The organism is Mesorhizobium sp. B2-5-7 (assembly GCF_006440875.1).
Lineage (GTDB): Bacteria > Pseudomonadota > Alphaproteobacteria > Rhizobiales > Rhizobiaceae > Mesorhizobium > Mesorhizobium australicum.
The window spans coordinates 279,308-304,480 of the sequence record NZ_VFUO01000005.1 but is presented as its reverse complement, the minus strand read 5'-3'; the positions used below and the strand labels follow the sequence as shown (position 1 = coordinate 304,480).

The following is a 25,173-nucleotide window of genomic DNA, read 5'->3' as shown; positions in this document are numbered from 1 at the left end:
CCGAGATCCTTCGCTTCAAGTGACATCCGCGGAACACGTTCGCTTGGAGCGATTGGTAGAGGAATCAGAACAGTTTTCGGCCAGCCAACAGTGGTCAGCGCATAAACCAGTTGTAGCACTGATTCTTTCCTGTAACTATGCTGCCCAATACTATGGAGCCGACATGACTGCCGAACTCGCCGTGTCCGTTGTCGCACTAGTCATTTCGATATTGGCATTGGCCCTTTCAATTTTTTTTTGGCGGCGACAGTTTCGACCAATCGTGACAGCTATGGTACAGACACACCATGGCGGGAATGACGGAATAGCTTATAACCTCGTTGTGCTTAACTCGGGCTCCATTCCAGCGAAGAACATCAAGCTGATCGTACGGGATCAGCCGTCGCTGGACGCGGCACTAGGCCCTGGCGCAGACACCAGGTCACGAGGGCTCTGGCTGGCTTGTTTTGAGCCGTCGACAGTGATCCGCCTTTTGCAAAATGGTGCTCGAACCTCATGCTCTTTTGGACTGACCCATCGAGAAGCCACAAAGAGCTTTTGGAAGCCTCGGGCCGAGTTTCCAATTCATCTTGAGTATGAGGGTTGGTTCGGAGAAAAATACCGAAACGATCCCGCGAACATCTTGCAAATTGCAGACAGCGACAGCTTCACAGGCGGCTTGTGGGGCCCGGTGGAAGTGGTGAGAAAGCCGTCCCGCCCCGAGCGTGAAGTTTGAAATTCATCGTTCCATGACACACAACGGTCTCGCAAGTGTTGCCCCCACGCGGGGAGCGGGCATATGGCGCTGCCGTCTCAAGCCCGCTGTCCCAGAGCTTTATCCCAAAAACGGCGGTGCCAGGAGAAGCTGGCAAAGAGGTGAGTTGAAATGACTGCAAAACGCAAGCTCGTTCTCGTCCAGGTGCCCAACGAACTAACGCATTTTACCACGCTCCCAGGATTGCTGGGGATCGTGGAGAACCGCTGTCTTTGGGCCTCGAATGTGTCGTTTCTAAACGATCGACGAGAGCTGCAGCACGGAATCAGTGCCGCCGAAAAAGTCCTTCGCGACTTCGCGACGGCACAAAAGAAGCAGATTTTCGCCCAGATTATAGATGAGGTGATCATTGAGCTGAAGAAGGCCAAGCTTCCGGATACTTACGCTACCTGCTTCTGCAAAGCGCACGACCTGCTTAGCCAATGGAGAGGCTATGGAGGTCGTGTCCAGGGAGTAAGTGTCACGTTTAACGGGAAGCAGTTGGATTCTTTATTTCGTTCTCACGGTGGGATCCCAATGGAGGTGATATATGATAAGCAACGCACCGTGGATCGCATGCGCAGAAGCATTGTCACTTTTTCTGGTCTGGCAGACCTCTTGCGTGAAAAGGACGTAGACAAGATCCGGTTCGAGCTAATAAGGCGCCTGCCTAAGCTAGTTCCACGGTTTAAGGACGACGGTTTCAGCGAAGAGAACGAGTGGCGGTTTGTCATTCAGAAAGAAAATGACTTCGAGCATGTCAGGTTCAGAGACGCCGATGGGGTTTTGGTACCCTATCTCGAGGTGGCTGTCCCGATCGGCAAAAGATTGCCCATCAAGCGAGTGACAGTTGGGCCAGGCAAGAACCAGGAGCTGACCATGCGCAGTGTGCAATTGTTCTTGGAAGCCAAAGGATACGAAAGAGTCCCGGTTGAGCCGTCAGCGGTGCCCTACCGAAGCTAGATGAGGTCGCCCATTGGCGGATCGTTTAAGGGTGATCGTTTCGACGGCAACAGGTGGGACAAGCCAACAGCTCGACATCGTGTGTAGAGCAGCTGACCAAAACAGCGAGGCCCCGAGCCCCGCTTCCCGCAATCCACAATCGATTTGAAACAGGAAATCTCACCGCGTAGCCGCGCGAATAGCCCGTGCCAAGACGCTCCGGCCGGCATACGAAATACAGGTAACGTAATCTTCAGCCTATTTCCGCACTCTTACTTCGGGACGGTAAGGGATGGGGCAATGCAGAACCAGTTGTGGTTTGGCGACAACCTGGCGATCTTACGTGAGGAGATCGCGGATGAGAGCGTTGATCTGGTCTATCTAGACCCACCTTTCAACAGCCAGGCGAATTATAACATCCTCTTCAAAACGCCGGCCGAGGACGCCGCGACCGCGCAAGTAGAGGCTTTCAGAGATACATGGAGTTGGGGGGCTGAAGCCAAGTGGGCATTCGATGAAATCATGCACACGGGGGGAGGAGTCGCGTCAATCGTTCACGCTTTGCATGCTGCTCTCGGCGACAGCGACATGATGGCCTACTTGGTCATGATGTCGCAGCGACTGCACGAACTGCGACGGGTCTTGAAGCCAACGGGCAGTCTCTATCTTCACTGCGACCCAACCGCGAGCCATTATCTGAAGGTGGTCCTGGACAGCATCTTTGGCGTCGGCGGATTTCGAAACGAAATCACATGGCAGCGGACCGCCTCGCACGGCGATAGCAAGAGTTGGAGTCGGGTTGCAGATCAGATACTTTTCTACACCAAAGCCACAAAATTTACGTGGAATCCGCCTTACCTACCCCACTCCGATCGATACATCGAATCGCATTACAGCAGCGCAGACGACGCCGGGCGCCAGTATCAGTTAACCTCGATCCTCAGCCCGTCACCAAGACCGAACATGATGTACGAGTGGAAGGGCTTTCCTTCTCCACCGCTCGGTTGGCGATTTCAACGTGAGAGGATGGCCGAGTTGGACGAAGCCGGCCTCATTTGGTATCCGACCCACCCGGACGGGAGCCTGGACACCACGAAGCGACCACGGTTCAAACGATATTTGGACGAACAAAAAGGCACTTTAGCTTCAACGATCTGGACTGACATTCCGCCTGTCAACGCGCGAGCGCGTGAGCGGATAGGCTACCCAACACAGAAGCCGGTTGCGCTCCTTGACCGCATAATCCGAGCGTCAACGAGTGCCGGCGACATCATCTTGGATCCGTTCTGCGGTTGCGGCACGACCGTGGCGGCCGCCCAGGCGGCAGATCGAATGTGGATAGGTATCGATGTGGCCTACCATGCGATCAGAGTGATCGAAGATCGCCTCGCGGATATGCCGGGTCAGATTAAGTATGATCTTGGCGGCATTCCGCGCGACTTTGCCGCCGCTGCGCGCCTTGCCGAACGCGACAAGTACCAATTCCAGTGGTGGGCAAACTACTTGGTCGGCGTGCAGGCGCTGAAGGAAATCCGCAAAGGCCCCGACCGCGGCATCGACGGGCAGCTTCATGAACGGGCCTCGAGGGTGGGGGCGCATTCTCACGTCCGTCAAAGGTGGCCAGCATGTCGGCGCAAAGGACGTAAGGGAGTTCAAGGCGGTGATCGAAAGAGAACGCGCCGAGATGGGTCTGTTCATTTGCCTGCGAGAACCAACCCGAGAGATGCGATCGGAAGCCGCCTCCTTCGGCTTTGTTGACACAGCCCATGGCCATCTGCCGAGACTACAGATCGTTTCGGTTGAACGGTGGTTTGCCGGTGATCGCCCGGTCATCCCATCTCTTGGACATGTCTCACGGGAGTTTTTCCGACAAGCAGGCAAAGCGGAGAAACCCAAGAAGGGACGCCGACCGGATCCTGCGGCGCCAGAATTCCCCTTTACCTTCACAGGCGACAAGAAGGAGACGGTCGTGCACTTCAACCCTGCCACCGTCCCGAAGGAGCAAGAGGCCTCCCTCCTTTGAAAAGGAAGGGCGCGGATCCACAACGCCGACTCTTTCAAATCACGGCGATCACCAAGACCATAATCGCCCTACGCTGAGCGCCGCCGATAACCCCTCTTTGCGGACGAAGGGTATTCTGGCTACATATTTTCAACTCGTCTTGCACGGGATCTTGGGGGGACTTGAACCTGCAGCCATTCTCGCCACGCGACCTGATCGCATCCAATCCGTGGTCATCGATACTTCTTACTACCTACTCGCTCAGTCTTTCCTTTCTCGAGGCGATACCCCTCTCTTCGGTCTACCGAACCTACCGGAACTTCACCGTGCTCTCCGACATCGAAGGGTACCGGGCCTCGCTCGCCGATGTCGGTGCGGTCGGCGTGGGCCGCGACTACGATCTTGTTCCCGTCAGGTGCCGCACCGGGGTCTTCCATCCGAAGATCGCGCTGATGACCGACGAGGCGGGCGAGATACGTGCCACGGTCGGCTCCGGAAACCTGACTTTCGGGGGGTGGGGCTACAACAACGAGATACTCGAATACCTCCGGCCGGGGAGGGATTCGGCGTGTTTCGCAGATCTCGTGTCCATGCTCGAATCCATGATGCGCGAGACGGCACCGCAAGGTCGGCTCGATTGCGTAACGCCTCCTGACCTTGGCCCTTTCATCGAGCTTGGACGAAAGGCGGCAGCCATCCCAGGTGACGGCGGATCGAGGCTTCTCCATACGATGGACAGGCCACTCGACGAGCAGATCCGAGAAATGGCGGACGATCTTGGCGGCGCGGTGAGTGTCTGCGTGGTGTCGCCATTTTTCTCGGGCCACCACGGCGTCCGGCTCCTGTGCGAATCCCTCCGCTGCGAACGAGTGTCGGTGGCAGTGCCTTCGATTGCGCCATCAGTCTTCGACTTCGATGCTGCGGCGGCGAACGGCATGAAGGTGTCGCCCGTTGCATGTGACACCTTCAGCGACGACAGGTCGCTTCATTCGAAGCTATTCGACATCGAATGCGTGAACGGGCGCCTGATCGTCGCAGGCAGCGCAAACGCCACCGTGCCTGCGCTCACCGGGGCGAACGTCGAGGCCGTAGTAGCGAGGATCCACGACCGCACGCCCGTTTTCGGATGGTCTCCGTGCATGGCATACAAGGAAGTGAGCCTCACGGGTGAAGAGGAGCCGAAGAACCGCGGCGGAGCCGCCCTCGTCCTGGAATATGGAGACGGCACCCTGTCTGGCAGGATAGTGGGGGCGGACGGTGTCTCCGGCGAGTGGGAGGCGGCTCTAGCGGCTGGAGCGCGTCGCGCTGCTGCAGGCAAAGTGGCGGTCGCCGACGACGGATCGTTTACGTTCGTCATGCCGGGGGATGTGGACCCCCTATCCTTCGGGTCGTCGGTGCAGGTCATCTTCGTCCGTGGATCCGAAGAGGTCCGGGGCTGGCTGGTGCTACGCGGCTTCCTCGATGCGATGAACCGCCGAGGCCCGCTGGCGAGAGAGATCGGACGCCTCGTGGCGGGGTTTGGCACCCCCGCCGGCATGGCTTCCATTCTCGAATTCATTGCAAGGGAACCCGGCGCGCTCTTGGAGGCAGCGGAACGAACAGGCGGCGGGCGTAAGGCCAACACGCCGTCCGGGCATCTCTTCGTCACGGGCGCCTTCAGCACGAAGAGCGCGCTCGACATGAAGGAGACTTGGCGTGCTGGTTCGGGGAGCTACGCTCAGGACGATCTGATCGATGCGTTGGTCAGGCATCTCGCCAGAGCGCTCCCAGGCGGAAACGATGATGCGGGGGATGACGAGGACGAGGAGAAGCTAGATGGTGCCGGAGAACGGCCGCAGGGCCGTCAGGGGCAAGGAAGGAACCCGCCCGGAAAGGGGCAGAGGATAAAGAAGCAGATCATCGAACGTGCCTTTACGCAGTTGTTCACGAAACTGGAGAAGAGTCCCGCGGGGCCGTCCCGCGGGAATGCACTTTACGTTCTCTTCGACATGATCTCGCGGATTGTTCCGAGAGCGGAGGAAGGAGAAAAGCTTCTTGCCCTCTTCCTCGAACGCTGGCTCACCTTGGCGAAGGGAGCGAGACCCGATGAGGACGATCAGGGCGAACTCGATGAATGCGTGGCCGCCGTCGTCAGCCGGCTGGTGATCAGCGAATCGGCCAAGGCGGTGAAGATGCACGAGTTCCTGCAATCTTGGCTTGGGAGAGAGGTACCTGACAATTTCGCATGTGAAAGGTCGCCGATTGCAGGAAACCTCAACCAGGAGCTTCTCGGCAGAGGGTTCTCCCAGGAAGAGTGGTCGGGAGCGTGGCGGTCGATCCTTGGCACGCGTACGAAATGGAATACAGTCAATGACCTGCGGCGCGCCCTCTTGGCCGGAGATGCGTCCTTTGTGGCACCAGAAGGAGCAACAGACCACGAGCTGGCGGTCTTGGGCAAATTCGCGGCCCGCGAAGGGAGACCAGACAGGATATACTGGTTGGAGCGGCCCTATGCCGGCCATCGGCCGGCATGCAAATGTGGAGTTAACTTCCCGGCACTACAGGAGAAGCGCCTGAGAAACACCCGGATTGCCACCTGCGACTACATCCGGTGCGGACGGGTCGTCGTGGATGTTTCCCTCTAGAGGGCTCGGAAATGCGACTGGCTGAAATCGACGAGATCTTCGAGAGGGCGCCCGGCTGCCGACTGGTCGACGAGCTGCGGACGGACGAAAGCGGGGTCGATCCGGTGGGCCTGCGACAGCTCAATCTCGACCTCATGGATGACTCCCTGCCGGGCATCAACAACGTGACGCAGCACGTGCGGCCCTATACGTTCATGGCGTGGGCCGCATGGAAGGCTTCCATTGTCGCACGCGAGGCCGAGAACGACGATCCGGAGGTGGTCGCAGATCTTGTCGACCGCTATGAGGCCCTCTACGCTTGGTCGCATCAGATTGCAGGCCGCCCATTCAGGGGAGCGGCGGCGCTGAAGCGGACGATCGGCCACCGAGCGGATCGGGAGCCTTTCGTGTTCAGCGGCCCGGTTTGGAAACAGTACCGGGACAGCCGCACTAGCTTTATGGCTCCGACCGAGTACGGCCCCTCAATCAAGTCCATCCGTTACATCGGCGCAGACTCCGGGTATGTCGCAGAAGAAGCCATGCCTGCAGTTCGCGATTTCGAAGCGCGGGTGCGCGATTTGCTCCCTGCGCGTCTCTTCGCGATCGACGCTCCCTCTGTCATGGACGAGGAGATAGCTCCCTTCGCCCAGCACCTTCCTGTCGATGCACCATCGGAAATCGAGATGAAGGTCTTCAGAGGTCTGTTCTTTGACATCGGCGGACACGTCGCCTCACCGGGATCCGCGAAGCGCAGGAAAGGGACTATCGACCTCGTCCGCGGTCTCCTGCTACGGGATGGGCCAAGCTCAATCGACTCCATCAGGAGACAGTTTGCCCGGCACGTTTTGCCGGCGGTGAACGACGGCGACCCCGAACAGATTGCCATCTCAGGGATGCTGCTATGCCTCCTTCAGGCGAGGCAGCTCCAGAGGCTCGCAACCGAGGCCATGCTTTTCTGGCTCGAGCGACTGCTTTCCGAGGGCCGCATTGGTTCCATGTATCAGCCGAAAACGTCGGAGGAACTCATTGCGAGGGCGCACAACGCGGCGGCAGCAGGTGATGCTACATATGCTTCTTCGGCGACCATCGGTGACTTCCTCCTATCAGTCGAAATCGAGGGCCAATCCACCGGATGGCCGGGAGCGTCGTCAACGGGCACGACCGATGCCATTTCGATGATCGCCGCGCTGATCGAAGCGCAACGCCGCGATGTCACTCGCGTTCCTGCACTGGCCGCGCGATCATTCGCAATAGTGCGCGCCGTCGCCAACGCGTTCGAGGGCAAAAGCCCGCCGGGCGGTCTCGTTGACGGTATCGAGGGCCGACCCGACAGGCTTCCGATGGGGCTTATGGCCAGACGGTTGGAGGCAGTAGCCGCCCGGCCGATGCCGTCCATCTGGCAGGAGGTCATCGAGAGCTGGGTCATCGGCCAGCATGTCCACTGGTCGGCCGTGCGTGGCGGAGACGGAAAGAAACGTCTTCGGATCGGCCTTGAGGGCAACGGCTGGATGAGGGTCCGGAGATCGTCATCGAGAAGCGTGTACGAGCCGACAGGCGACCGACTTCAGATTATGCTCTCCCTGGCGGTATCGTGCGGTCTTTTCTCGCGAGATGCGGACGGTCGATACATGGCGGACTGACACCGAGGCCCTTCCGGCGGCGCATCCAGATCAGTGGATGCAAGACGATTTTGTCGGTTTAGTGCTGTCTGCTTTTCGCTTGCTCTCAATAGTCAAGTGGCCGCTTCTGGTCATCGAAGGAAGCTCGCTCGGTAGATACTCGCCGTTAAACTCACATGGGCCTCAAGCGGTGGCCGCAGTTCGAATGCCCGGGGTTCGCGAGTGAAGTTCCACAGCCTCATCAGCAGCCAGTCGTTGCGATGACGATCGGAGGCCATCAGTTCGTTTCGCGTAATGTGGAACGGTGTGCGCTCCCAGCCATTTGTCGTCTTCACCTCAATCAGGCGATCGCTGCCATCTACTTCGAAGCTCCGAATATCATAGCCCACCCCGTCGCCGTCGACGTGCGACACCCAGCGAATGTGATTGGCAAGGTCGGTTCGTCCAGCAGCAAGCAGGCTAGCGCGCTCATGGGCAAGGATGCGCTCCTCTCCCGCGCGGCCGAGCGCCCGGTTCTGGGCGTCCCGCTGGGCGACATCGTACTTGCGGGCCATAGCGGCCATCTGCTCGGTCTCGTCGGGCGGCGGAGCATTGCTGTGCGTTGGCGGCGGCCCGATCCACAGCATCGTCTCCTCTTGCAAGGCTGACTGCGGGTGAGGCGCAGCAGGCACAAGCCACTCCGGGTGACGATCGAGCCATCTCACCACCGCGTCGACGAGCGACGCCTGGAAGTTAAAGGCCGGCTTGTAGCCGGGTATCCAAGTTTCTCCGAGTCCCTTGAGGACCGCGCTAACATTCTGGTGCTTGTACTCTATCGAGCCGCGCGGGCGGCCGATCGCAGCTTGGAGGAAACGATTGTGGCTGGCCTTGCTGTAGGGCAGCCCGGCGATGTCGTGAGCCAGCATCGCGAAATAGTTCGCGACGATTGCGTCATTCTGTTCGTCCGACCAGTCAACCGGCATTGGAAACGAGCTACAACTAGCGAAGAAGTATCAAAAAATTATCATTACAGCAGCTGCCGCACCACGACCAGTCCAGTGTATGTGTACGATCGCGGAGGGGTCGCCTTCTTGGGGCATGCAAGGCCGTCTACACGTCATTTGCAAAATAAAGCCTGATCGCGTCCTGCTGCTTGCCGAGCGTGCCGTCCTTCCGGAAGCGTGTTCCGTCGACCACAAAGATGATGCCTTTCTCAGTGGAGTAAACGGCCGTGCTCGTTACAGAGATGCGAACGATGCGGCCTTGAACCTGCCCAGTCACGATGTCACCGATATCGATCCCGAGGATTGATTTTGCCACTGCCGAACGTTCGGCCTCAAGCTCCGTCTCCCATTGCTCCAGCTCTTCTTCGATTCGCGACCAGGCATCGCGAGCTGACCGAAACGGGCGTTCGACGCCGAACCAGATTCTGTCGGCCAGCGCGAGGGTATCGTTAGGAACGTTTCGCTCCATCGCGCGAGCCGCTCCAGACAGCATTTCGCACACCTGCTCCGCGTCCATCAGTGCTTGGAGCCTACCCCGGTAGGGCGCAACGGTCGCTCTCGTGATGGAAGGAGGCAAGGGTAATTCACGAGTGGGAATGTAGTCGATTGGCATGATTTCGCGCAGCGCCAATCTTGCGGTACCGATGCGGTCAGGCGGATCTTCCTCTCTCCACGCGCGTCGCGTGCTTTCGACCCAAATTTCTGAGGCGGAGATGCAGAGGGTGCTGTCCAGAAGCATTCGCGAATCCGGAGTGTGGATGTAGCGGGCAGACCAGGAATGGTCAGCCGACGTCAGCGGCATGACAACATGGTGGAGCTGATGTTCGCGAACCATGCGCACCAGAGAGGCAATCCGCTCCTGTAAAGGAGCGGTCAGGCGGACAAGAACGGCGGGACCGTTCCCGCTCGACAACCGGTTTCTTTGCTCGCTCTCGAACATGAGAAGCTGGGGTCGGGCGAATGGAAGCAGCTTTCCGACGAGACTCGCAGCGCTTCCCTGCAGCGAGTGGCTCCATCGGGCGTCGATCTTTCCCTGCTTGATCCACTCGTGAGCGCGGTTCTGGATCAGCAGCAAAAGTTGCGCCGCGAGGTTCGGATCGAGATCCGGGAGCCTGTTTCCGGTAACCGCAGTAACGTCGACGCCTTGCGCCTTCAGGTCGGTTATAGCGGCGCTGTAGAATTGCTGTTGAAGATTGGAGAGAGTTCCGGCTGCTTTGATGCGCGCGGTTTCACGCCGGCGCCGATCGATCTCATCGCGGAAGGCACCCAACGGTGGGCGCCGGGGACCACCTCCTGCCTGAACCTTGGCCCAATAGCCTCGAGGTGGCTTGGGGACCTGCAGGCGCCTGCAAAGCTTGGCGAGTGCCACATCGGAGATGCCGAGCTCCTTTGCGATCTCACTGGTCGGCCTTTCCCAGACCAGCGCGAAGAGTTCCTCGCGGGAGAATTCTCGTCGTGTCATGCAAGTGCCTCCTGCCGGTCGTCCCATATGTCACTCATAGGGATCGCTTTCAAAAGCGATTGGGCGACCGTGCTGTTGAGCGTGCAGGAGGACCGGTGAAGACGGATGGATACTGCCGCGATCAGATGGCTGGAGGATGAAAGTCTTCGTTTCTTTCAAACGCAAAAACCGCCCCGGTCAGACCGGGACGGTTATTGATTTATGATAGAATTGGTTGCGGGGACCGGATTCTATCCCGCGCCGTCGGACTGGCCTTCTCCAGGCATATCAAGCAGCGCGGCCGCGCGCGGCCCTAGCACCAGCGGCTTACCGTCGATCCGGTGCACGATACCTCCAAAACCGTGTCCGCCTTTTGTGACCTGCGGACGGAAGCTACCTGCCCCTAGTCGTCTCCTGACGACGAACCCACATTCTGCCAAAAACCTTATCCCGCAAAACGTAATGGTGAACGAGCGCCGCGATGGCGTGCCCTGCCGCCAAGATGACAATCGCCCATCCGACATAGTTGTGAAGCTCTTCGAAAGTGTGGGCGAGGTCTCGATTCTGCGCCATCAAGGCAGGAATCGTGAACAGTCCGAAGAACGTAAACTCCTCGCCCTGGGCCCATCGCAATACGAAGCCCAGCATGCTCTCTGCGGCAAGCAAAACATATAGGACGATGTACATCAGCTGGGAGAGCGTTCCCGAAAGTCCGACCTCTGGCGTCAACTGCCGGCCTCCTGTCAGCCGCCAGACGATCCGGACTAGAATTAGGCCGGCGAACAGGATCCCGAGTGAGACATGAGTGCCCTCCAAGAGGGGGCGCCAAGTTCGGTCACGCGGCGTGACGTAGTTCCATACCAGCGAAGTACCGAACAACAGGACGACGAAAACCACCGTCAGCCAATGAAACCAGAGTGTCGGCCGGTCGTAGTATTCCAGTTCGATCGTCCGACTTTCGACGCCGGACTCGCTCATCACGGTTTGGCCAGCGACTGCGCAATTTTCAAGTGCTTCTCAAGTGTTGGCAAGGTCTTCTTGGCGAGCTTAGCGACCTTGCTGCTGCCGGTCTTCGCCTCATCCCGGAACTCGGCGATATCCTTCTGGTGGTCTGACACCATGTAGGTTGTAAACTCCTGATCGAAAGCCGCCCCCGAAAGTCCGTTCAGCTTCGTCATCTCGGCCGTCGCTTCGTCGGTGAGATCGTCGGTTTCAGCAACACCCAGTTTCTTGCCGACCGCCAGTGCCTGCTTCTTGGCCTTGCCATGGTCTTTTACGAGCGTTTGGCCGAATGCCTTGACGCCTTTGCTGTCGCCCTTCTGCCTGGCAAGGGTACCAAGAGCGACTTCGGAATTGTCGCCTTTGATGGTGTCGGTCAGAAAATCTGTATCGCTTTTGGCGAGTGCCTGGTTGCTGGCAATGATGCCGGCTGCGAATGCTACGGCAGCGAAGATGCGATGTGTGGTCATGACAGAGAGCCTTTCGGAGAGCTACGAGCCGACCCGAACGGATGCTCACGATCCTTGTTCCATCAACCGCCAAAAAAACGCCCCAAGGGTCGTGACGGTCAGGAGTGAGGAGCGACGTCAGAGGGAGAAACACCGGCCACCACGCTCAAACACAAAAAACCCGCGCGCGCCCTGTCCCAGCTCAGGAGGCCCCCAGATTTTTTCTCATCCATCTGCAGCACCGGTTGCATCTCTCCGGCCGGCGCGAGAACGAGCAGCGCCGCTCAGGCTCGACGTTGCGTGTGATCAGGATATCGTCGTGCGGCGACTTTGTCGTGGCGTAGCCCAGACGTGCCTGGGCAGTGGCGAGGTTCGCCTTCGCTTGATTGAGTTAAGTTTCCGCCATCACATAGCCGCTCCCGCCCGGCTGCGAGGTTGGTGGCCCCGTCGGGGGCTTGGTTCGTGCCGAATCCTGACCTGAAGAGATCCTCGGCCCGCTGGTAGGCGCCCTGCGTGTCGACCAGATTGGCGTGCGCCTGCTTGAGAGCCTGCTAAGGCGGAGCCCTTCTGTTCTTGCGGGTCGGGGTTTGATGTGAACCGGCCGCCGGAGTGTTTCCTCTTCGACACGGTTGATCCGGCTCCTCGCCTTGACGCATGGAGCCGGATCGCAGAGCGATCAGTCGTCCTGCTGGATGACGACAGGGCGGATTGTGGTGGTGACGGTGCATCGAACTGGTGACGGCGACGGTGTCCGTCGGTGGTGACGGTGCCGCCACGAGCGATGGCCGTTGTTGTAGAATGCTTCCTGGCCGTGATGCCGGTGGTGGCGCTTTTCTTCGCCGCCGGCTGGGGCGTGCTGACGGGAGCGCTGGTCAGCCCAATCCATGCGCTTGGCGAACGGGTGTTTGCCGCCCACATGATCGAGCATGAACTGCTGATGGCGGTAGCGGCGCCGCTCCTTGTCGCCGCCTGCCCCGGCGCAGCCCTGATATGGGCATTGCCGGCTGCACTTCGCCGAGGGACGGGAGGGCTCACGCACGGCAGGACTCTCCAGGCGATCTGGACCGTTGCCAGCCGCCCCCTCAACGCAACCGCCATCCACGGCATCGCGATCTGGATCTGGCACGTTCCCGTCCTGTTCGAGGCAGCGCTTCAGCAGGGCGTGCTGCACTACGCCCAGCATGCGAGCTTCCTCGGCACAGCCCTGCTGTTCTGGTGGGGGATTCTGCCGCGCTCCGGCCGCCAGCAGGCCTATGGCAGCGCGGTCATGCATCTCTTCTTCACGTCGCTGCACACTGGTCTGCTCGGCGTGCTGCTGCTGTTGTCGCCCAGACTCTGGTACCCGCAGAATGCCGCCGGCGCGGCGCTCTGGGGTTTAACCCCGATCGAGGACCAGCAGCTCGCCGGACTGGTGATGTGGGTTCCGGCTGGCCTGATCTATGGCGGAGCCGCCTTGCTGCTTGCCGGCCTTTGGATAAGCAAGAGCGGAATCAGGGAGGCAAGCCATGCGCTCCGGCCTGGCTAGGATGGTGGGCGGCGCTCGCCGCGATCCTGCTGCTGACCGCGGCAGTCGCCGCAGCGACCTTGTGGTCCGACCGGCGCGATCGTGTTCGCCACGAATCGGACATGGCGACCGGCGGCTTGGAAGCGCGCGCCATTCCGATCACGATCGCGAATGGCTGCTCCGGATGCCATACGATCCCCGGCGTGCCGGGGGCACAAGGCCAGGTTGGTCCGCGCTTCGATTCCAGCCTTGCCGACCGGGTCTTTATCGCCGGCGTGCTGGCGAACAATCCGGAGAACCTGATCCGCTGGATACGAGCGGCCAGGGAGATCAATCCGCACACGGCCATGCCATCGACGGGGATCACAGAGCAGCAGGCGCGTGATATCGCTGCCTACCTCTTCGCCCTGAAATGATCAGCCCTCGCCGCCGCGCCGGGACCACAGGCCGCGGCCGGGGTCGTAGCCGACCACTGCCGCCAGGAAAAACACGACGAGGCAGGCGAGAACGACAAGGGCGGAAACGAGATCGAAGCGCAGATAGAGAGTGAAGCGTATCAGTTCGACCGCCGAACTGAACGGGTTCCATGCGGCGATCGTAGCCAGCACCGGCCCTGCCTCGGCGAGCCGCCATATCGGATAAAGCGCCGTCGAGGCGAAGAACGTCGGGAAGATGACGAAGTTCATCACGCCGGCGAAGTTCTCCATCTGCGTCGAAACTGACGATACCAGCAACCCGAACGCGCCCAGCATCAGGCCTGACAGGACCAGCGCCGGAAACACGGCGAGGTAGCCTAGAACCGGCGGGCGCACGTCCCAATAACGCGCGATCAGCAAGAACAGATAGACCAGCGGCAGACCGACGATGACGCTCGCCAGCAGCCGCGCGGCAAGCAGATACCAGCGTGGAAGCGGCGCGGTCAGCAACAGGCGCATGCTGCCCGTCTCACGGTCATAGACCATCGCCAGCGAGCTTGCCATGGCATGGAAGAGCAGCATCATGGCCGCCAGCCCGGGGACGACATAGACCTCGTAGAGCACGTAGGTCTGATAGGGCTGCGTGATTGACAGGCCAAGCACCGAGCGGAAGCCGGCGGCGAAGATGGCGAGCCAGACCAAAGGCCGTATGATCGCCGAGAGCAGCCGGCCGCGCTGCCGAAGCGTTCGCAACATCTCCCTGTGCAGGATTCCCAACAGCGCCCGCACCGCGTGACGTGTCTTCATGCCGTCTCCGTCAGCAGATCGAATGCATCGGCCAGGCTGCCGACCGCAAGATCCGCGGCGACGCGGCCGGCGCCGCCGGCCCAGCGCAGCCTGCCCTTGTGCAGCACCACCAGGTCGTCGCCGGCCGACACCTCTTCCAGGAAATGCGTCGCCCAGAGAACAGCAATACCTCGTTCGCGGCATAGCGCGCGTACGTGCTGCACGATCGCCCGGCGCCCAGGCACGTCGAGCCCGGTCGTCGGTTCATCGAGCAGCAGGATACGCGGCCGGTGCATCAGCGCACGAGCGATTTCGACGCGCCGCCGCTGACCGCCCGATAGCGAACGGACCGGCTCGTCGCACCGGTCGAGGACCTCCAGCCGGTCGAGTTCCTCGCGCAATCTCGTTTCGCTGATGCCGGTCTCCAGCCCATGCAGTGAGGCGTGATAGCGCAGATTTTCGGCAGCGGTGAGGTCGAGGTCGAGCGTCTGCTGCTGGAAGACCACGCCCATCTGGGCAAGTGCGGCGGCCGGATCGGTCCGCATGGAGTGGCCGAACACATCGATCTGGCCGGATCGGGCATGATAGAGGCCGGTGACCAGCGAGAACAACGTCGTCTTGCCGGCTCCGTTGCGTCCAAGCAGTACGCACATTCCGCCTTCAGCGACCGAGAACGACACGGCATCGAGGACCCGTCGCTCTCCGAAGCTGTGTCCGAGGCCCTCGAGCGACAGCGCCTTCATGGACCGATCACCACTCCCCAGGGGCCGCGTCCCACCGGCACCGACTTCACCACCTCCTCATTCTCCAGATCGATGAACGAGATGTCGCCGGAATTGCCATTAGCGCTGACCAGGCGCTTCTGGTCATCGGACAGCGCCAAGTGCCACGGCCGCTGGCCGACGAGATAGAGGCGGCGCACCGCCAGCGTCTTGGTGTCGACCTCTGCAACCCGGTTGGCCGGACCGAGCGCGACATAGGCAGTGGCGCCGTCGTGTGCCATTTCGATGCCGACCGCCTGGACGCCCTCGCGGCGGATGCCGGGGACCTCGAACTCGACTTTGCCGGTCTCAGCACGAGACGTGGTGTCGAAGACGGTTACCGTTCCGCGTATTTCGGAAGACACCCAAAGCTGCTTTCCATCCGGCGAGAACGCCGCAGCGCGCGGGCGGGTGTCGACCAAGAGATTGTCGACGAGGTCGAGCGTGCCAGCATCTATGAGATGCACCATGCTGGTGGTCTCCGAGGTGCAGGCAACGTAGCGGCCGTCGGCACTGACCGCCATGCCCTCGGGTTCGACGCCGACGTCGACCGTACCAATAACCTTGGCGGACGCGACATCGACCACCGAGACCAGATTGTCGTTCTCATTGGCGACGAACAGCCGTTTGCCGTCGGGATGCACGACAAAAAACTCCGGATCGGCTCCCGAGGGAAGTTGGCCGGTCACCTGCCGTTTGGCGAGATCGACAACGTCGATCCGGTTGTCGTCGCCAACAGCAACGAAGAGCAGTTTCTTGTCTGCCGAAAGCGCCATTCCGCGCGGGCGCCTTCCGACATTGATGGTCGTGGACAGGTTCATACTGGCGCCATCCACCACCGCCACCGTGTTGTCCTGCTCGTTCGATACGTAGATCGTCTCGGCGGCGGCAGGTCCGGCCACGATGGACATCGAAAGCAGGATCGCGATCAGAACCTGCATGCGCTTTCCTCCAGGTCGATGCCCAGCGTGTCGAGCGGCGTGCGCTGGTGCAGGAAACCCGGCTGCGGCGAACTGGAGACGAGCAGTCGCGGTCCGGCTATGAGGACGGGTTGCCGCATCTGGCCGTCCCATGGCCGGAAGCTCAGACCCTGTCCTTTGAATCCGGCGAGCAGGAAATCGTTGCTGCGGAGATACTTTCCGATCGCAATCGGATCGAGGCTGTGCAGGCGCGTTGCCGCCTCGCCGATGCTTCGCACGGCGAGCCAGGCGGCGTAGTCGCTGGGCAGCATCCAGCGCCCGGCCTGCTTGTGGAAGCGATCCTGGAGTTGCGTGGCACCCCACTCTTCGTTGACCGCGCTCCAGCCGGTCGCGACCAGACCCTGCGTCCCTGCGACCGGCCGCGGAAATGCGGTTCGGCCTTCGAGATAGGCGCCAAACTCGTCCGCCTCGTCGGCAACGACGAGCACATCATAGTCGCTGACCTGCGTGGCAGCGGGAATCTCGGTCTGCAGCGTGACATGTCCGGTATCGGCGCGCCCGTTGGCGGGCCTGAACGTCCAGGGCTGGTCGATGGTGATCTCTGCTCCGAAACGCGTCGCCGCGCGTCGAAAGGCGACCGCCATCGCCTGGTCCTCGGGATGCGCCCCGACCAGCAGGAACCAGTGCTGCCAGCGCTTCCAGACGAGATATTGCGCCAGCCCGTCAGCGAGCATCGCGCGGCTCGGAACCGTGTGCAGCACGTTCTTGCGGCAATCCTCCTGGCGGAGCCGCTCGTCAGGAGCGCGACTATTGAACAGCGTCATCCTCTCGGCGCCTGGAGCGTCGCTCGCCTGCAGCAAACCGGCGGCATCGAGATCGGCGATGAGGAAGCTGATGCCGGCGGCCGCGAATTCCTTGACCGCTTCGGCTGGCATCTCGCCGGGCTTGAGGGTGATTTCCTGCAACCGGAATTGCTGACCGAGAAAGCGGCCGGCGCTGGCATTGTCGGCGATGCCGAGCCGGGCACCTTGCAGGCCGTCGTCGGTGACGACCTCGTCCAGTGGCCCGAGCGGCAGAGGCGGTTTGCGCTGTTCGCCGAGATAGCCGATCACCATCGTCTGGGGCTCGCCAAGCCCGGGCGCGACCAAAGCGAGCAGCACGAGAAATGTCAGCGCCAGCCTCATTCGGCCCAAGGCGGGCAAGCCAAGTGGGACGTCAATAATCGGCATGTGCGCTCCAGGATGGAAGCGACCCTAATGTTTTGGACAAAGGAATGTTCCTGGATTCCAACAAAGTGAGCCCGCCCCATTTCCGTATTTGGGGCGGGCTCCATGCCGTGGACCGGTAGAGGGAGGACCGACCCGACCCTAACTGCTGGAAATTCCGATTGTTCCTTGGCCGCGCTTGTCCCAAGTCGCAGCCGGTCCCCTGAGCGGCACGCCTGCTCTCACCGCTTCTGCGGCTACCGGCGGGCCTGCGCCCAGCTGGTCTAGCTCTGCAAGCGTTTCAACTCTATCAGGAACGATCATGAATTGTGGCGATGCTCCTTCTCGGCACCGGTCGGTCGACGGTGCTTTTGACCGGTCACTACGACACGGAGGCAACGCGCGATTACGGCGCGCTTGAAATCTGGCCACCCGGCCTGAAGCTTTGACACGCGCATTGCGCGATTCTTTGGCAGGGACCGATGCGCCAGCCGCCCGACTAGCTCGGGCCTTTGGCATGCATCACTGTGAAACGCACGAGGCGTGACCGCATTCATATTTGACAATCGGCTTACCGGTTGCGGCTCGACATTTCACGCCTGTTCGAGGAAAGTTAAGGCTGGTTCATTCGAAAACCGGGCTGGTGATGAAGGAACAACTGAAGCAGCAACACGTTGTAGCCCCCAAGAGTGCCCATTGTCAGGTAATGGCATCGATAGCGTGACCGGCCCGTTCGGCTGGCGCAAGAGGAGAACGGCATGAAGAAGATCTGGAAGAAACCGACCATGTGTCAGGTCGCCGCCGGTTTAGAGATTTCGCGATACCTGCCCGCAGAAAATCCGCCCAAGAAGTAGGCTGCAAATTGCATGTGCCCTTCAACGGCGGCATGCAATGCCTTGTCCGTAGGAAAATTGGACGCGGTTGCTTTTGAGAACGTCCTGCTAGTTCCATAGGGCTTCGGAGCGATGGTATGCTCGTGAAGATCATCGGATCGGCGGCGGGAGGCGGCTTTCCGCAGTGGAATTGCAATTATCGTTTGAGCCGCGCGGCTCGCAGCGGGATGCCCGGCGTTCGTCCACGAACCCAATCGTCCATTGCCGTGTCGGGTGACGGGGCAGGCTGGGTTCTCTTCAATGCGTCACCCGACATTCGCCAGCAGATTGCGCAAACGCCTGAACTGCAGCCGCCAGCCGATGCGCCGCCGCGCTCAACGCCTATCCGCGCCGTGGTGCTGACCAACGCCGACGTGGACCATGTCGCCGGCCTGCTCAGCCTGCGTGAACGACAGCCTTTCGCAATCTACGGAACAGCACAGGTGCTGGAGACGCTGGAGGCGAATTCGATTTTCAACGTTCTCGATCCGTCGATCGTATCTCGGCGCCTGCTGGGGCCAACGGGCGAACTGGCGATTCGCGACGCGTATGGCCGCGAAACTGGCGTTGTGGTCGACAGCTTTCCCGTACCTGGGAAGATCGCGCTCTACCTCGAGCAAAAGGCCGATCCCAGCGCCGATTTCAGTTCCGACAGGGGTGACACAATCGGAGTCCGCATCACTGCGACCGGCAGGTGCGGCGCCATCTTCTACATTCCGGGCTGCGCGCGCATCGATGCCGCCCTGCGCACTCGTGTTGCTGATGCCGCCTGCCTTCTGTTCGACGGCACCGTCTACACGGACGACGAGATGATTATTGCCCGCGTCGGCCAGAAAACCGGCGCGCGCATGGGGCACATCGCAATGTCTGGAGAGGAGGGCTCGATTGCCGGCTTAGCCGATGTGAAAATCGGCCGTCGTATCTTCGTCCATATCAACAACACCAATCCTGTTCTCGACGAGAATTCTGCCGAACACGCGGCGGTCAGAGTGGCTGGTTGGGAAGTCGCCAGCGATGGGATGGAGATGGAATTTTGAGCGATTTCCACGAGGCTGCGAAAGATGGCCTGTCCAGGAGCGAGTTCGAAGCCGTGCTGCGGCAGGTCGGTGAAGAACGTTATCACAACCGACATCCTTTCCATCACAGTATGACCAGTGGCGCTCTGTCGAAAGCCGAAATGCAGGCCTGGGCGCTCAACCGTTATTGCTACCAGGCCGTCATTCCGCGCAAGGACGCCATGATCCTGGCGCGTGCCGAAGATCCGGCGTTTCGCGCCGCGTGGCGCAAACGCATCGAGGATCATGACGGCGACGACGGCTGGAGCGGCGGCATCGCGCGCTGGCTGCATCTGGCCACCGCACTGGGGCTCGAGGCCGAAGCGGTCAGGAGCGAGCGTCTGGCGCTGCCGGCGACCCGTTTCGCGGTGGGCGCCTACCTTTCCTTCTGCACCAACCGTACGCTGCTCGAGGCGGTCGCATCGTCACTCACGGAGATGTTCTCACCCCGCATCATCGGCGAACGAGTGCCGGCGATGCTGGCCAGATACGACTACATTACGCAAGACACGCTGGCCTATTTCAGCTGGCGGCCCGAACAGGCATCACGCGACGCGGACTTCGCGCTCGCCTACGTGCTAGAACATGCCGAGACGGCCGAACGTCAGCAGCAGGCGATCGATGCGCTGGTGTTCAAATGCGACATATTGTGGGCGATGCTCGACGCACTTCAACATGCCTATGGCGCGCCTGGAAACATACCGCCCGGCGCCTTCCGCCCGAAGGCGGCCTCATGACGGGACTGCGCGAAAGAGCCATCGTGTCGTTGCGATCGGCGCCGTCACTGCCGAAGCATGTCCGAATCCAGTACGACCCTGTGCGGCGCGCCTTCGCCGTGCTTTCGCCGGAGAAAGTCTTCTGGCCGGACGAGGTCAGCCTCGACATCTTGCGCCGCTGCGACGGGAGATCCACGGTCGGCCACATCATCGCCGACCTTGCGGCCGACTATGACGCCGGTCAGGATGAGGTAACGGCCGACGTCATCGCCTTCCTGCAGGAATGGTCGGACAAGCTTCTGGTGAAACTATGAGCGAGCCTCTCCTGCCTCCGATCGGCATGTTGGCGGAACTGACGCATCGCTGTCCGCTGCAATGCCCTTACTGCTCCAATCCGCTCGAATTGCTGAAGGCCAATCGGGAGCTCGACACGCGGACCTGGCTCGATCTGTTCTCGCAGGCCGCCGATCTGGGCGTTCTCCAGGTGCACCTGTCCGGCGGCGAGCCGACGCTTCGCCGCGACCTTGAGCAACTGATCGCCGCGCTTTCGTCGCGCGGTATCTACACCAACCTCATCACCGCTGGTGTTGGCATTGCCGAAGGCCGTATCGAAGCCTTTGCCGAAGCCGGTCTCGACCACCTGCAACTGAGCTTTCAGGGTGCCCGTCAGCGGACCACCGACCGTGTCGCCAACCACAGCGGCAGCCACGAAAAGAAGCTGAAGACGGCACACCGCGCCCGCGCGGCCGGGCTGCCACTCACCATCAACGCACCGATCCATCGTCACAACATCGAGGAGGTACCCGAATTCATCGATCTGGCTCTTTCCTTGGGCGCCGACCGGCTCGAGATCGCCAACGTGCAGTATGCCGGCTGGGCGCTGGCCAATCGCGATATGCTGATGCCCGAATGTGGCGCGATAGACCGGCAGGCGGACATCGTCGCAGCCGCGCGCGAAAGGCTCGCCGGCATTATGAACATCGATTTTGTCACGCCGGATTATTTCGCTACATATCCCAAGCCATGCATGGGCGGTTGGGCGCGCGACGCGTTAGTGGTTACCCCGGACGGTACTGTATTGCCGTGCCACGCCGCGCAGACGATTCCTTCACTTCGCTTCGAACGTTTTGGAGCGAAACCGCTGGCCGACATCTGGGCCGCTTCACCCGCATTCAATGCCTTTCGCGGCACCGAGTGGATGCAGGAGCCATGCCGAAGCTGCGAGCGGCGTGAGATCGATTGGGGCGGCTGCAGATGTCAGGCGTTGGCGATTGTCGGCGATGCCGCTGCGACAGATCCGGTCTGCATCAAGTCGGAGGCACACGCGCGCATGGCTGCGCTGGTCGATGAAACCCGGCGCAACGTCGCCAATGCCGCAGGGGACGAAGCTTTCATTTATCGCCGGATAGGAATCGTGAATGACATTGCGTGACATAGGTCCGCGGAACGATCTCAGGAACTCGATGTGAACCAACGCCGGTCCTTCATAGGGTCACGCAGGGCGACGTCAGGATCACCGTCGGGTGGATGGTCGCCATCCGATGGTTCGGCTCGTTCGGGCGAACGCAGCGCTCTCAGATGTCTCCGCGCTTCTAGCCACGCGGACAGCTTGGCCGGCTCGAGCCTTCTCTCTCCTAGGTGCAGGCCCCGCACCTCGCTGCCCCTTGGAGCACGCGTTTCCCGGGCAGAAACGATGGCCGCGCGGCGGGTTTGCTTGATGCGGTGCCATGGCGAACCCTACTCGTCTATTCGAATGACGCCAGTCCACGCAGCCAACAATGCTATAGCGATCGCCTTCGCCCGCAGGAGATAACCATAGCGCCCTCTCCTCCTCTCTCGGCTAACCGTCGCGGCTTGAGTGCGGCTGCGGGTGAGTCCTGTCTCTCATTGCAGCCGTGCCGATCTCTTCCCCGTCGCGCATTGGCGTCGCAAGGCAGGTCGGAGCTTCATGTCGGTCGCTGAGGTTGGCTCGTGAAGACGCGCCAGTACCTCATCAGGATCCCGGTCAGGTTAAAGGCTGCGTAGTAAGACGCCCGCCTCTTGAACAGCCAATCTCAGCTTAGCGGTGGGCGGGACGCCGCGCCGGACGGCGGCGTTCGCGGTAACGGCGCGCGCTGGCGGTTCAAGCGCTGTTTCGGGCCGTAAGAAAAACTGATCCTGCAAACCGGACTTTAGAGATGATTAAATTAGCAACATTGCGCATTGCGGTGTAATTTTGTGTTGCAGTGCAGCATGCCGCCGTGACTCACACTTCCAGGTTCCCGCACGACGGCGTAGTCGGCAGAGCCATCGAGGCCAGGGGGTGCGTGTCGCGGAGAGGCTCGCCGGGCGCCCGGTTACAATGCCTGTCAAGCCAACTGTTTGCGGAGACAACAGAGGCCCATGATCAAAGACAATGCCACGGTGGGCGTCGTGGTGCCGATGTTCAATGCGGAACGAACGATTCGCGCGACCCTGAACAGCATCTGCGGGCAACAATACCAGGTGCTGGACATTGTCGTCGTCGACGACGGGTCGACGGACCTTTCTGCCTCGATTGTGGCCTCCTATGCTGAACAGGATAGCCGTATCCGCCTGATAACGCAGTCGAACGGCGGCGTTGCGAATGCGCGCAATCGTGGAGTTGCATCCACCGATGCGGAGTTCCTGGCGTTTGTGGACGCCGACGATCTTTGGGCCCCATCCAAAATCGCGCTTCAGATGTGCACCTTACAGCAAGGCGGCTCTTCGGCAGGCCTGGCATATTGCTGGTTCGCCGATATAGACGGCGACGGCCGGGTATTCTCATTGCATAACCGGCCCGATGCCGAGGGTCGCGTGCTCCAACGCATGTGCAGGACGAATTTTGTTGGCAACGGAAGTTCAATGCTGGTCCGACGCGCCGCGTTCGAGCGAGCGGGAGGCTTCGACCCTTCCTTGAGGGCCAGGAACGCACAAGGCTGCGAGGACCTGCTGATGTGCCTCAGAATAGCCGAAAGATACGAGTTTCGCGTCGTCCCTCAGTACCTCGTGGGTTACCGGATGACGAACGCCAACATGTCGAGCGATGTCATGCAGATGCTTCGTTCTTGTGAAATTGTCCTTGCCGAGTTTCGCCAGAAGTACCCGCAGTTCGGGGACGATCTCGACGATCATCTGATCGACATGCTGCATTGGCTCGCCGTAAGAGCCTTGATCTCCGGGCGGCTTTCGGCAGCGTATGGCCTGATGAAGAAACTCTTCCTTATGGAGCCAGGGACGGCGATTTCTCGCCTGCCAAGAATGATGGACATTTATTGCCGTGCCAGACTGGTGCCTCGGTGGGTCAAAATCCGAGTGAAAGGGATGCGAAACAAGAACGCCGAGTTCCAACCCCACTACGCAGAGAGCATCTGGTGAGAATGGTCGTGCGATTGCGGCGGCTCTTTCGCCTGGCGGCAGCGCCAGCCTGGGCTGGGCCGACCGTGGTGGGGCTTGGACTGATCGCAGCGGTTCTGGAAGGTACGGGTCTCGTTCTGTTCATTCCGCTGCTGCAGAGCCTGGGAGCCTCGCCGCCACAGCCCGGCAGATGGCAGCCGGTATTTGACAGGCTCCTGTCGCCCATCCCGCATCATTACCTAACCGCCTTCCTGGTCGGAGCGCTTTGCGTCAGCATCGTCCTCAAAAATGCGGTCCATCTCGCCAACACCTGGGTAACCAGATACATCGACGGCCTCGTCGCGCACCGGTTGCGATCCAGGGTTTTCGATCAGACGATAAGTTCGTGCATCGACTACCGTGTCGAGAACAGGCGAACGGACATCATCACGACAATTGCCAACAATACCTGGAAGGTCAGCCAAGGGCTGAGCCTGGCCTACCGGTTGATGGTCTGCCTTTGTACCTTCGGCGTCTTCGTTCTCTTGATGCTATTGATCTCAGTCCGATTGACCTTTTTTTCGATGATTTTCCTGCTTTTCGGAGCAATGGCCATTCGTCTGGCCACGCGGCGCGCTGACGAGACCGGCAAGGCCGTCGTCGAGGAAAACAAGCAGTTCGGCCTCAGGATGTGGGAAAGCATCAATTCATTGCAATTGATCCGTGCCTTCGCACAGGAATCCTACGAGCATGACCGGTTCGTTCAGACATCGGACAGGGTAAGGCGTCGTCTGTTGAGGCTCGACATGCTTTGGGCGACCCCCGGGCCTGTCTCCGAGATCTCGATCACGATCCTGATCGGTGCACTGGTTCTCATTGCCGAATCCGCAAGCATAGGAATCGCGGCTCTCGCCGCTTTCCTGTCACTGCTTTATCGTCTCCAGGGGCCCACACGGGAATTGCTGCAGTCGAAGATTGCGCTGGACGGGCTTGCGGGCGCGATTGACGATGTGGACGAGTTCCTGCGCACAACGCAAACGCCGTTTCTCAGCCAAGGCTATGTGCCGGCGCCTGCACTCAAGACGGCCGTCGAATTTCGCGATGTCTGCTTTCGGTATGCGCCCGATCGGCCTTTGGCGCTGCAGGATGTGTCTTTCAGTATCCCCGCCGGCAAGACCACGGCAATCGTTGGCGAGTCGGGTGCCGGCAAGTCGACCGTCATGGCCCTGCTCTTTCGCTTCATGGACCCGACGTCGGGGGAAGTCCTTGCCGACGGTATCCCGCTTTCAGGTTTCGAGTTGCGCAGTTGGCGCAAGCGGCTGTCGCTGATGTCCCAGGAGGTGTACCTGTTCAACGACACCATCGCGGCCAACATCGCTTACGGCGATTTCGACGCCGGTGAGCACGAACTGCGCCAAGCGGCCCGCATTGCGAAGGCTGACGATTTCATCCGCTCGCTTCCGGAGGGCTACGAGACGCAGATCGGCGATCAGGGAATGCGCGTGTCGGGGGGCCAGAGGCAGCGGATCGCGCTGGCCCGGACCATACTTCGCAATCCCGACATTCTCCTTTTGGACGAAGCCACGAATGCGCTCGACGGCGAGACGGAACAGGCGTTCCAGATCGCCCTCGAGCAATACTCGCACGATCGCACCGTGGTTGTCATTGCGCATCGCCTGTCCACCGTCCAGGCCGCTGACCAGATCATCGTGATGTCCAAGGGACGGGTGGTCGAGATTGGTTCGCCGGATCAACTTCTGAAGCGAGCGGGCCATTTTTCAAAACTTCACGAGTTTCAAAACGGTCGTGTTGCCATGGATGCGAACTAAGG

At 60.6% G+C, this 25,173-nt stretch carries 22 protein-coding genes; 14 read left to right on the top strand and 8 right to left on the bottom strand.

Annotated elements, in window-relative coordinates; translation table 11 throughout:
• Positions 1-163 precede the first annotated feature (163 nt).
• The 5 genes from FJ543_RS22520 to FJ543_RS22500 all read left to right on the top strand — a co-directional run bounded on the left by FJ543_RS22520 (position 164) and on the right by FJ543_RS22500 (position 7,920).
• A complete protein-coding gene (locus tag FJ543_RS22520) occupies positions 164-715 on the top strand; it encodes a hypothetical protein (RefSeq protein WP_140877252.1) in 552 nt (183 codons plus the stop codon).
• A gap of 150 nt (positions 716-865) precedes the next feature.
• Positions 866-1,696, top strand: a complete 831-nt coding sequence (locus FJ543_RS22515; protein ID WP_140877250.1) for a DUF2971 domain-containing protein — start codon at positions 866-868, stop codon at positions 1,694-1,696.
• Between the two features lie 279 nt (positions 1,697-1,975).
• Positions 1,976-3,433 carry a site-specific DNA-methyltransferase gene (locus FJ543_RS22510; RefSeq protein ID WP_210243713.1) on the top strand — a complete coding sequence of 486 codons (1,458 nt, stop codon included), beginning with the start codon at positions 1,976-1,978 and terminating at the stop codon, positions 3,431-3,433.
• Between the two features lie 426 nt (positions 3,434-3,859).
• Positions 3,860-6,301 (top strand): phospholipase D family protein, encoded by a 2,442-nt coding sequence (locus tag FJ543_RS22505; protein ID WP_140877248.1) that lies wholly within the window; start codon positions 3,860-3,862, stop codon positions 6,299-6,301.
• A gap of 11 nt (positions 6,302-6,312) precedes the next feature.
• A complete protein-coding gene (locus FJ543_RS22500) occupies positions 6,313-7,920 on the top strand; it encodes a hypothetical protein (protein WP_140877246.1) in 1,608 nt (535 codons plus the stop codon).
• Positions 7,921-8,030: 110 nt separating this feature from the next.
• On the opposite strand, the gene FJ543_RS22495 is transcribed toward FJ543_RS22500, so the two are convergent.
• The 4 genes from FJ543_RS22495 to FJ543_RS22480 form a co-directional block, all read right to left on the bottom strand.
• Positions 8,031-8,861, bottom strand: coding sequence for a DUF3883 domain-containing protein (locus FJ543_RS22495; protein WP_140877244.1), 831 nt, complete (start codon positions 8,859-8,861; stop codon positions 8,031-8,033).
• Positions 8,862-8,988: 127 nt separating this feature from the next.
• Positions 8,989-10,344, bottom strand: a complete 1,356-nt coding sequence (locus tag FJ543_RS22490) for a hypothetical protein (protein WP_140877242.1) — start codon at positions 10,342-10,344, stop codon at positions 8,989-8,991.
• 372 nt (positions 10,345-10,716) lie between these two features.
• Positions 10,717-11,301: a cytochrome b gene (locus FJ543_RS22485; RefSeq protein ID WP_140877241.1), complete on the bottom strand. Its 585-nt coding sequence runs from the start codon at positions 11,299-11,301 to the stop codon at positions 10,717-10,719.
• Entirely contained in the window at positions 11,301-11,792 is a 492-nt protein-coding gene (locus FJ543_RS22480; RefSeq protein ID WP_140877239.1) for a DUF4142 domain-containing protein, read from the bottom strand. The genes FJ543_RS22485 and FJ543_RS22480 overlap by 1 nt, the downstream gene beginning before the upstream one ends.
• A 760-nt stretch (positions 11,793-12,552) precedes the next feature.
• On the opposite strand from FJ543_RS22480, the gene FJ543_RS22470 reads away from it, so the two are divergent.
• Positions 12,553-13,296, top strand: coding sequence for a cytochrome c oxidase assembly protein (locus tag FJ543_RS22470; RefSeq protein WP_224682199.1), 744 nt, complete (start codon positions 12,553-12,555; stop codon positions 13,294-13,296).
• Between the two features lie 101 nt (positions 13,297-13,397).
• A complete protein-coding gene (locus FJ543_RS22465; RefSeq protein ID WP_224682200.1) occupies positions 13,398-13,691 on the top strand; it encodes a c-type cytochrome in 294 nt (97 codons plus the stop codon).
• Here FJ543_RS22465 and FJ543_RS22460 read toward each other — a convergent pair whose 3' ends face one another.
• From FJ543_RS22460 to FJ543_RS22445, 4 genes are read right to left on the bottom strand one after another with little or no spacing between them, the layout of a single operon-like run.
• Positions 13,692-14,498: an ABC transporter permease gene (locus FJ543_RS22460; protein ID WP_140877237.1), complete on the bottom strand. Its 807-nt coding sequence runs from the start codon at positions 14,496-14,498 to the stop codon at positions 13,692-13,694.
• A complete protein-coding gene (locus tag FJ543_RS22455) occupies positions 14,495-15,220 on the bottom strand; it encodes an ABC transporter ATP-binding protein (RefSeq protein WP_140877235.1) in 726 nt (241 codons plus the stop codon). The genes FJ543_RS22460 and FJ543_RS22455 overlap by 4 nt, the downstream gene beginning before the upstream one ends.
• Complete coding sequence (locus FJ543_RS22450) at positions 15,217-16,179, bottom strand: PQQ-dependent catabolism-associated beta-propeller protein (protein ID WP_140877233.1); 963 nt, start codon at positions 16,177-16,179, stop codon at positions 15,217-15,219. Before FJ543_RS22450 ends, FJ543_RS22455 begins: the two co-directional genes overlap by 4 nt.
• A complete protein-coding gene (locus tag FJ543_RS22445; RefSeq protein ID WP_140877231.1) occupies positions 16,167-17,387 on the bottom strand; it encodes an ABC transporter substrate-binding protein in 1,221 nt (406 codons plus the stop codon). Before FJ543_RS22445 ends, FJ543_RS22450 begins: the two co-directional genes overlap by 13 nt.
• A gap of 734 nt (positions 17,388-18,121) precedes the next feature.
• Between FJ543_RS22445 and FJ543_RS22440 the strand changes: the two genes are divergently transcribed.
• The 7 genes from FJ543_RS22440 (at position 18,122) to FJ543_RS22410 (ending at position 25,171) form a co-directional block, all read left to right on the top strand.
• The gene (locus FJ543_RS22440) at positions 18,122-18,217 is read left to right on the top strand and encodes a pyrroloquinoline quinone precursor peptide PqqA (protein WP_140620309.1); all 96 of its coding nucleotides are present in this window, start codon (positions 18,122-18,124) and stop codon (positions 18,215-18,217) included.
• A 116-nt stretch (positions 18,218-18,333) separates the two neighbouring features.
• Positions 18,334-19,272: a pyrroloquinoline quinone biosynthesis protein PqqB gene (pqqB, locus tag FJ543_RS22435; protein WP_140877229.1), complete on the top strand. Its 939-nt coding sequence runs from the start codon at positions 18,334-18,336 to the stop codon at positions 19,270-19,272.
• Entirely contained in the window at positions 19,269-20,027 is a 759-nt protein-coding gene (pqqC, locus tag FJ543_RS22430) for a pyrroloquinoline-quinone synthase PqqC (protein WP_140877227.1), read from the top strand. The genes pqqB and pqqC overlap by 4 nt, the downstream gene beginning before the upstream one ends.
• A complete protein-coding gene (gene pqqD / locus FJ543_RS22425; protein ID WP_140877225.1) occupies positions 20,024-20,320 on the top strand; it encodes a pyrroloquinoline quinone biosynthesis peptide chaperone PqqD in 297 nt (98 codons plus the stop codon). Before pqqC ends, pqqD begins: the two co-directional genes overlap by 4 nt.
• Entirely contained in the window at positions 20,317-21,438 is a 1,122-nt protein-coding gene (gene pqqE, locus FJ543_RS22420; protein WP_140877223.1) for a pyrroloquinoline quinone biosynthesis protein PqqE, read from the top strand. The genes pqqD and pqqE overlap by 4 nt, the downstream gene beginning before the upstream one ends.
• A 950-nt stretch (positions 21,439-22,388) precedes the next feature.
• Entirely contained in the window at positions 22,389-23,384 is a 996-nt protein-coding gene (locus FJ543_RS22415) for a glycosyltransferase family A protein (RefSeq protein ID WP_140877221.1), read from the top strand.
• 2 nt (positions 23,385-23,386) lie between these two features.
• The gene (locus tag FJ543_RS22410) at positions 23,387-25,171 is read left to right on the top strand and encodes an ABC transporter ATP-binding protein (RefSeq protein ID WP_246678874.1); all 1,785 of its coding nucleotides are present in this window, start codon (positions 23,387-23,389) and stop codon (positions 25,169-25,171) included.
• Positions 25,172-25,173: the final 2 nt, after the last annotated feature.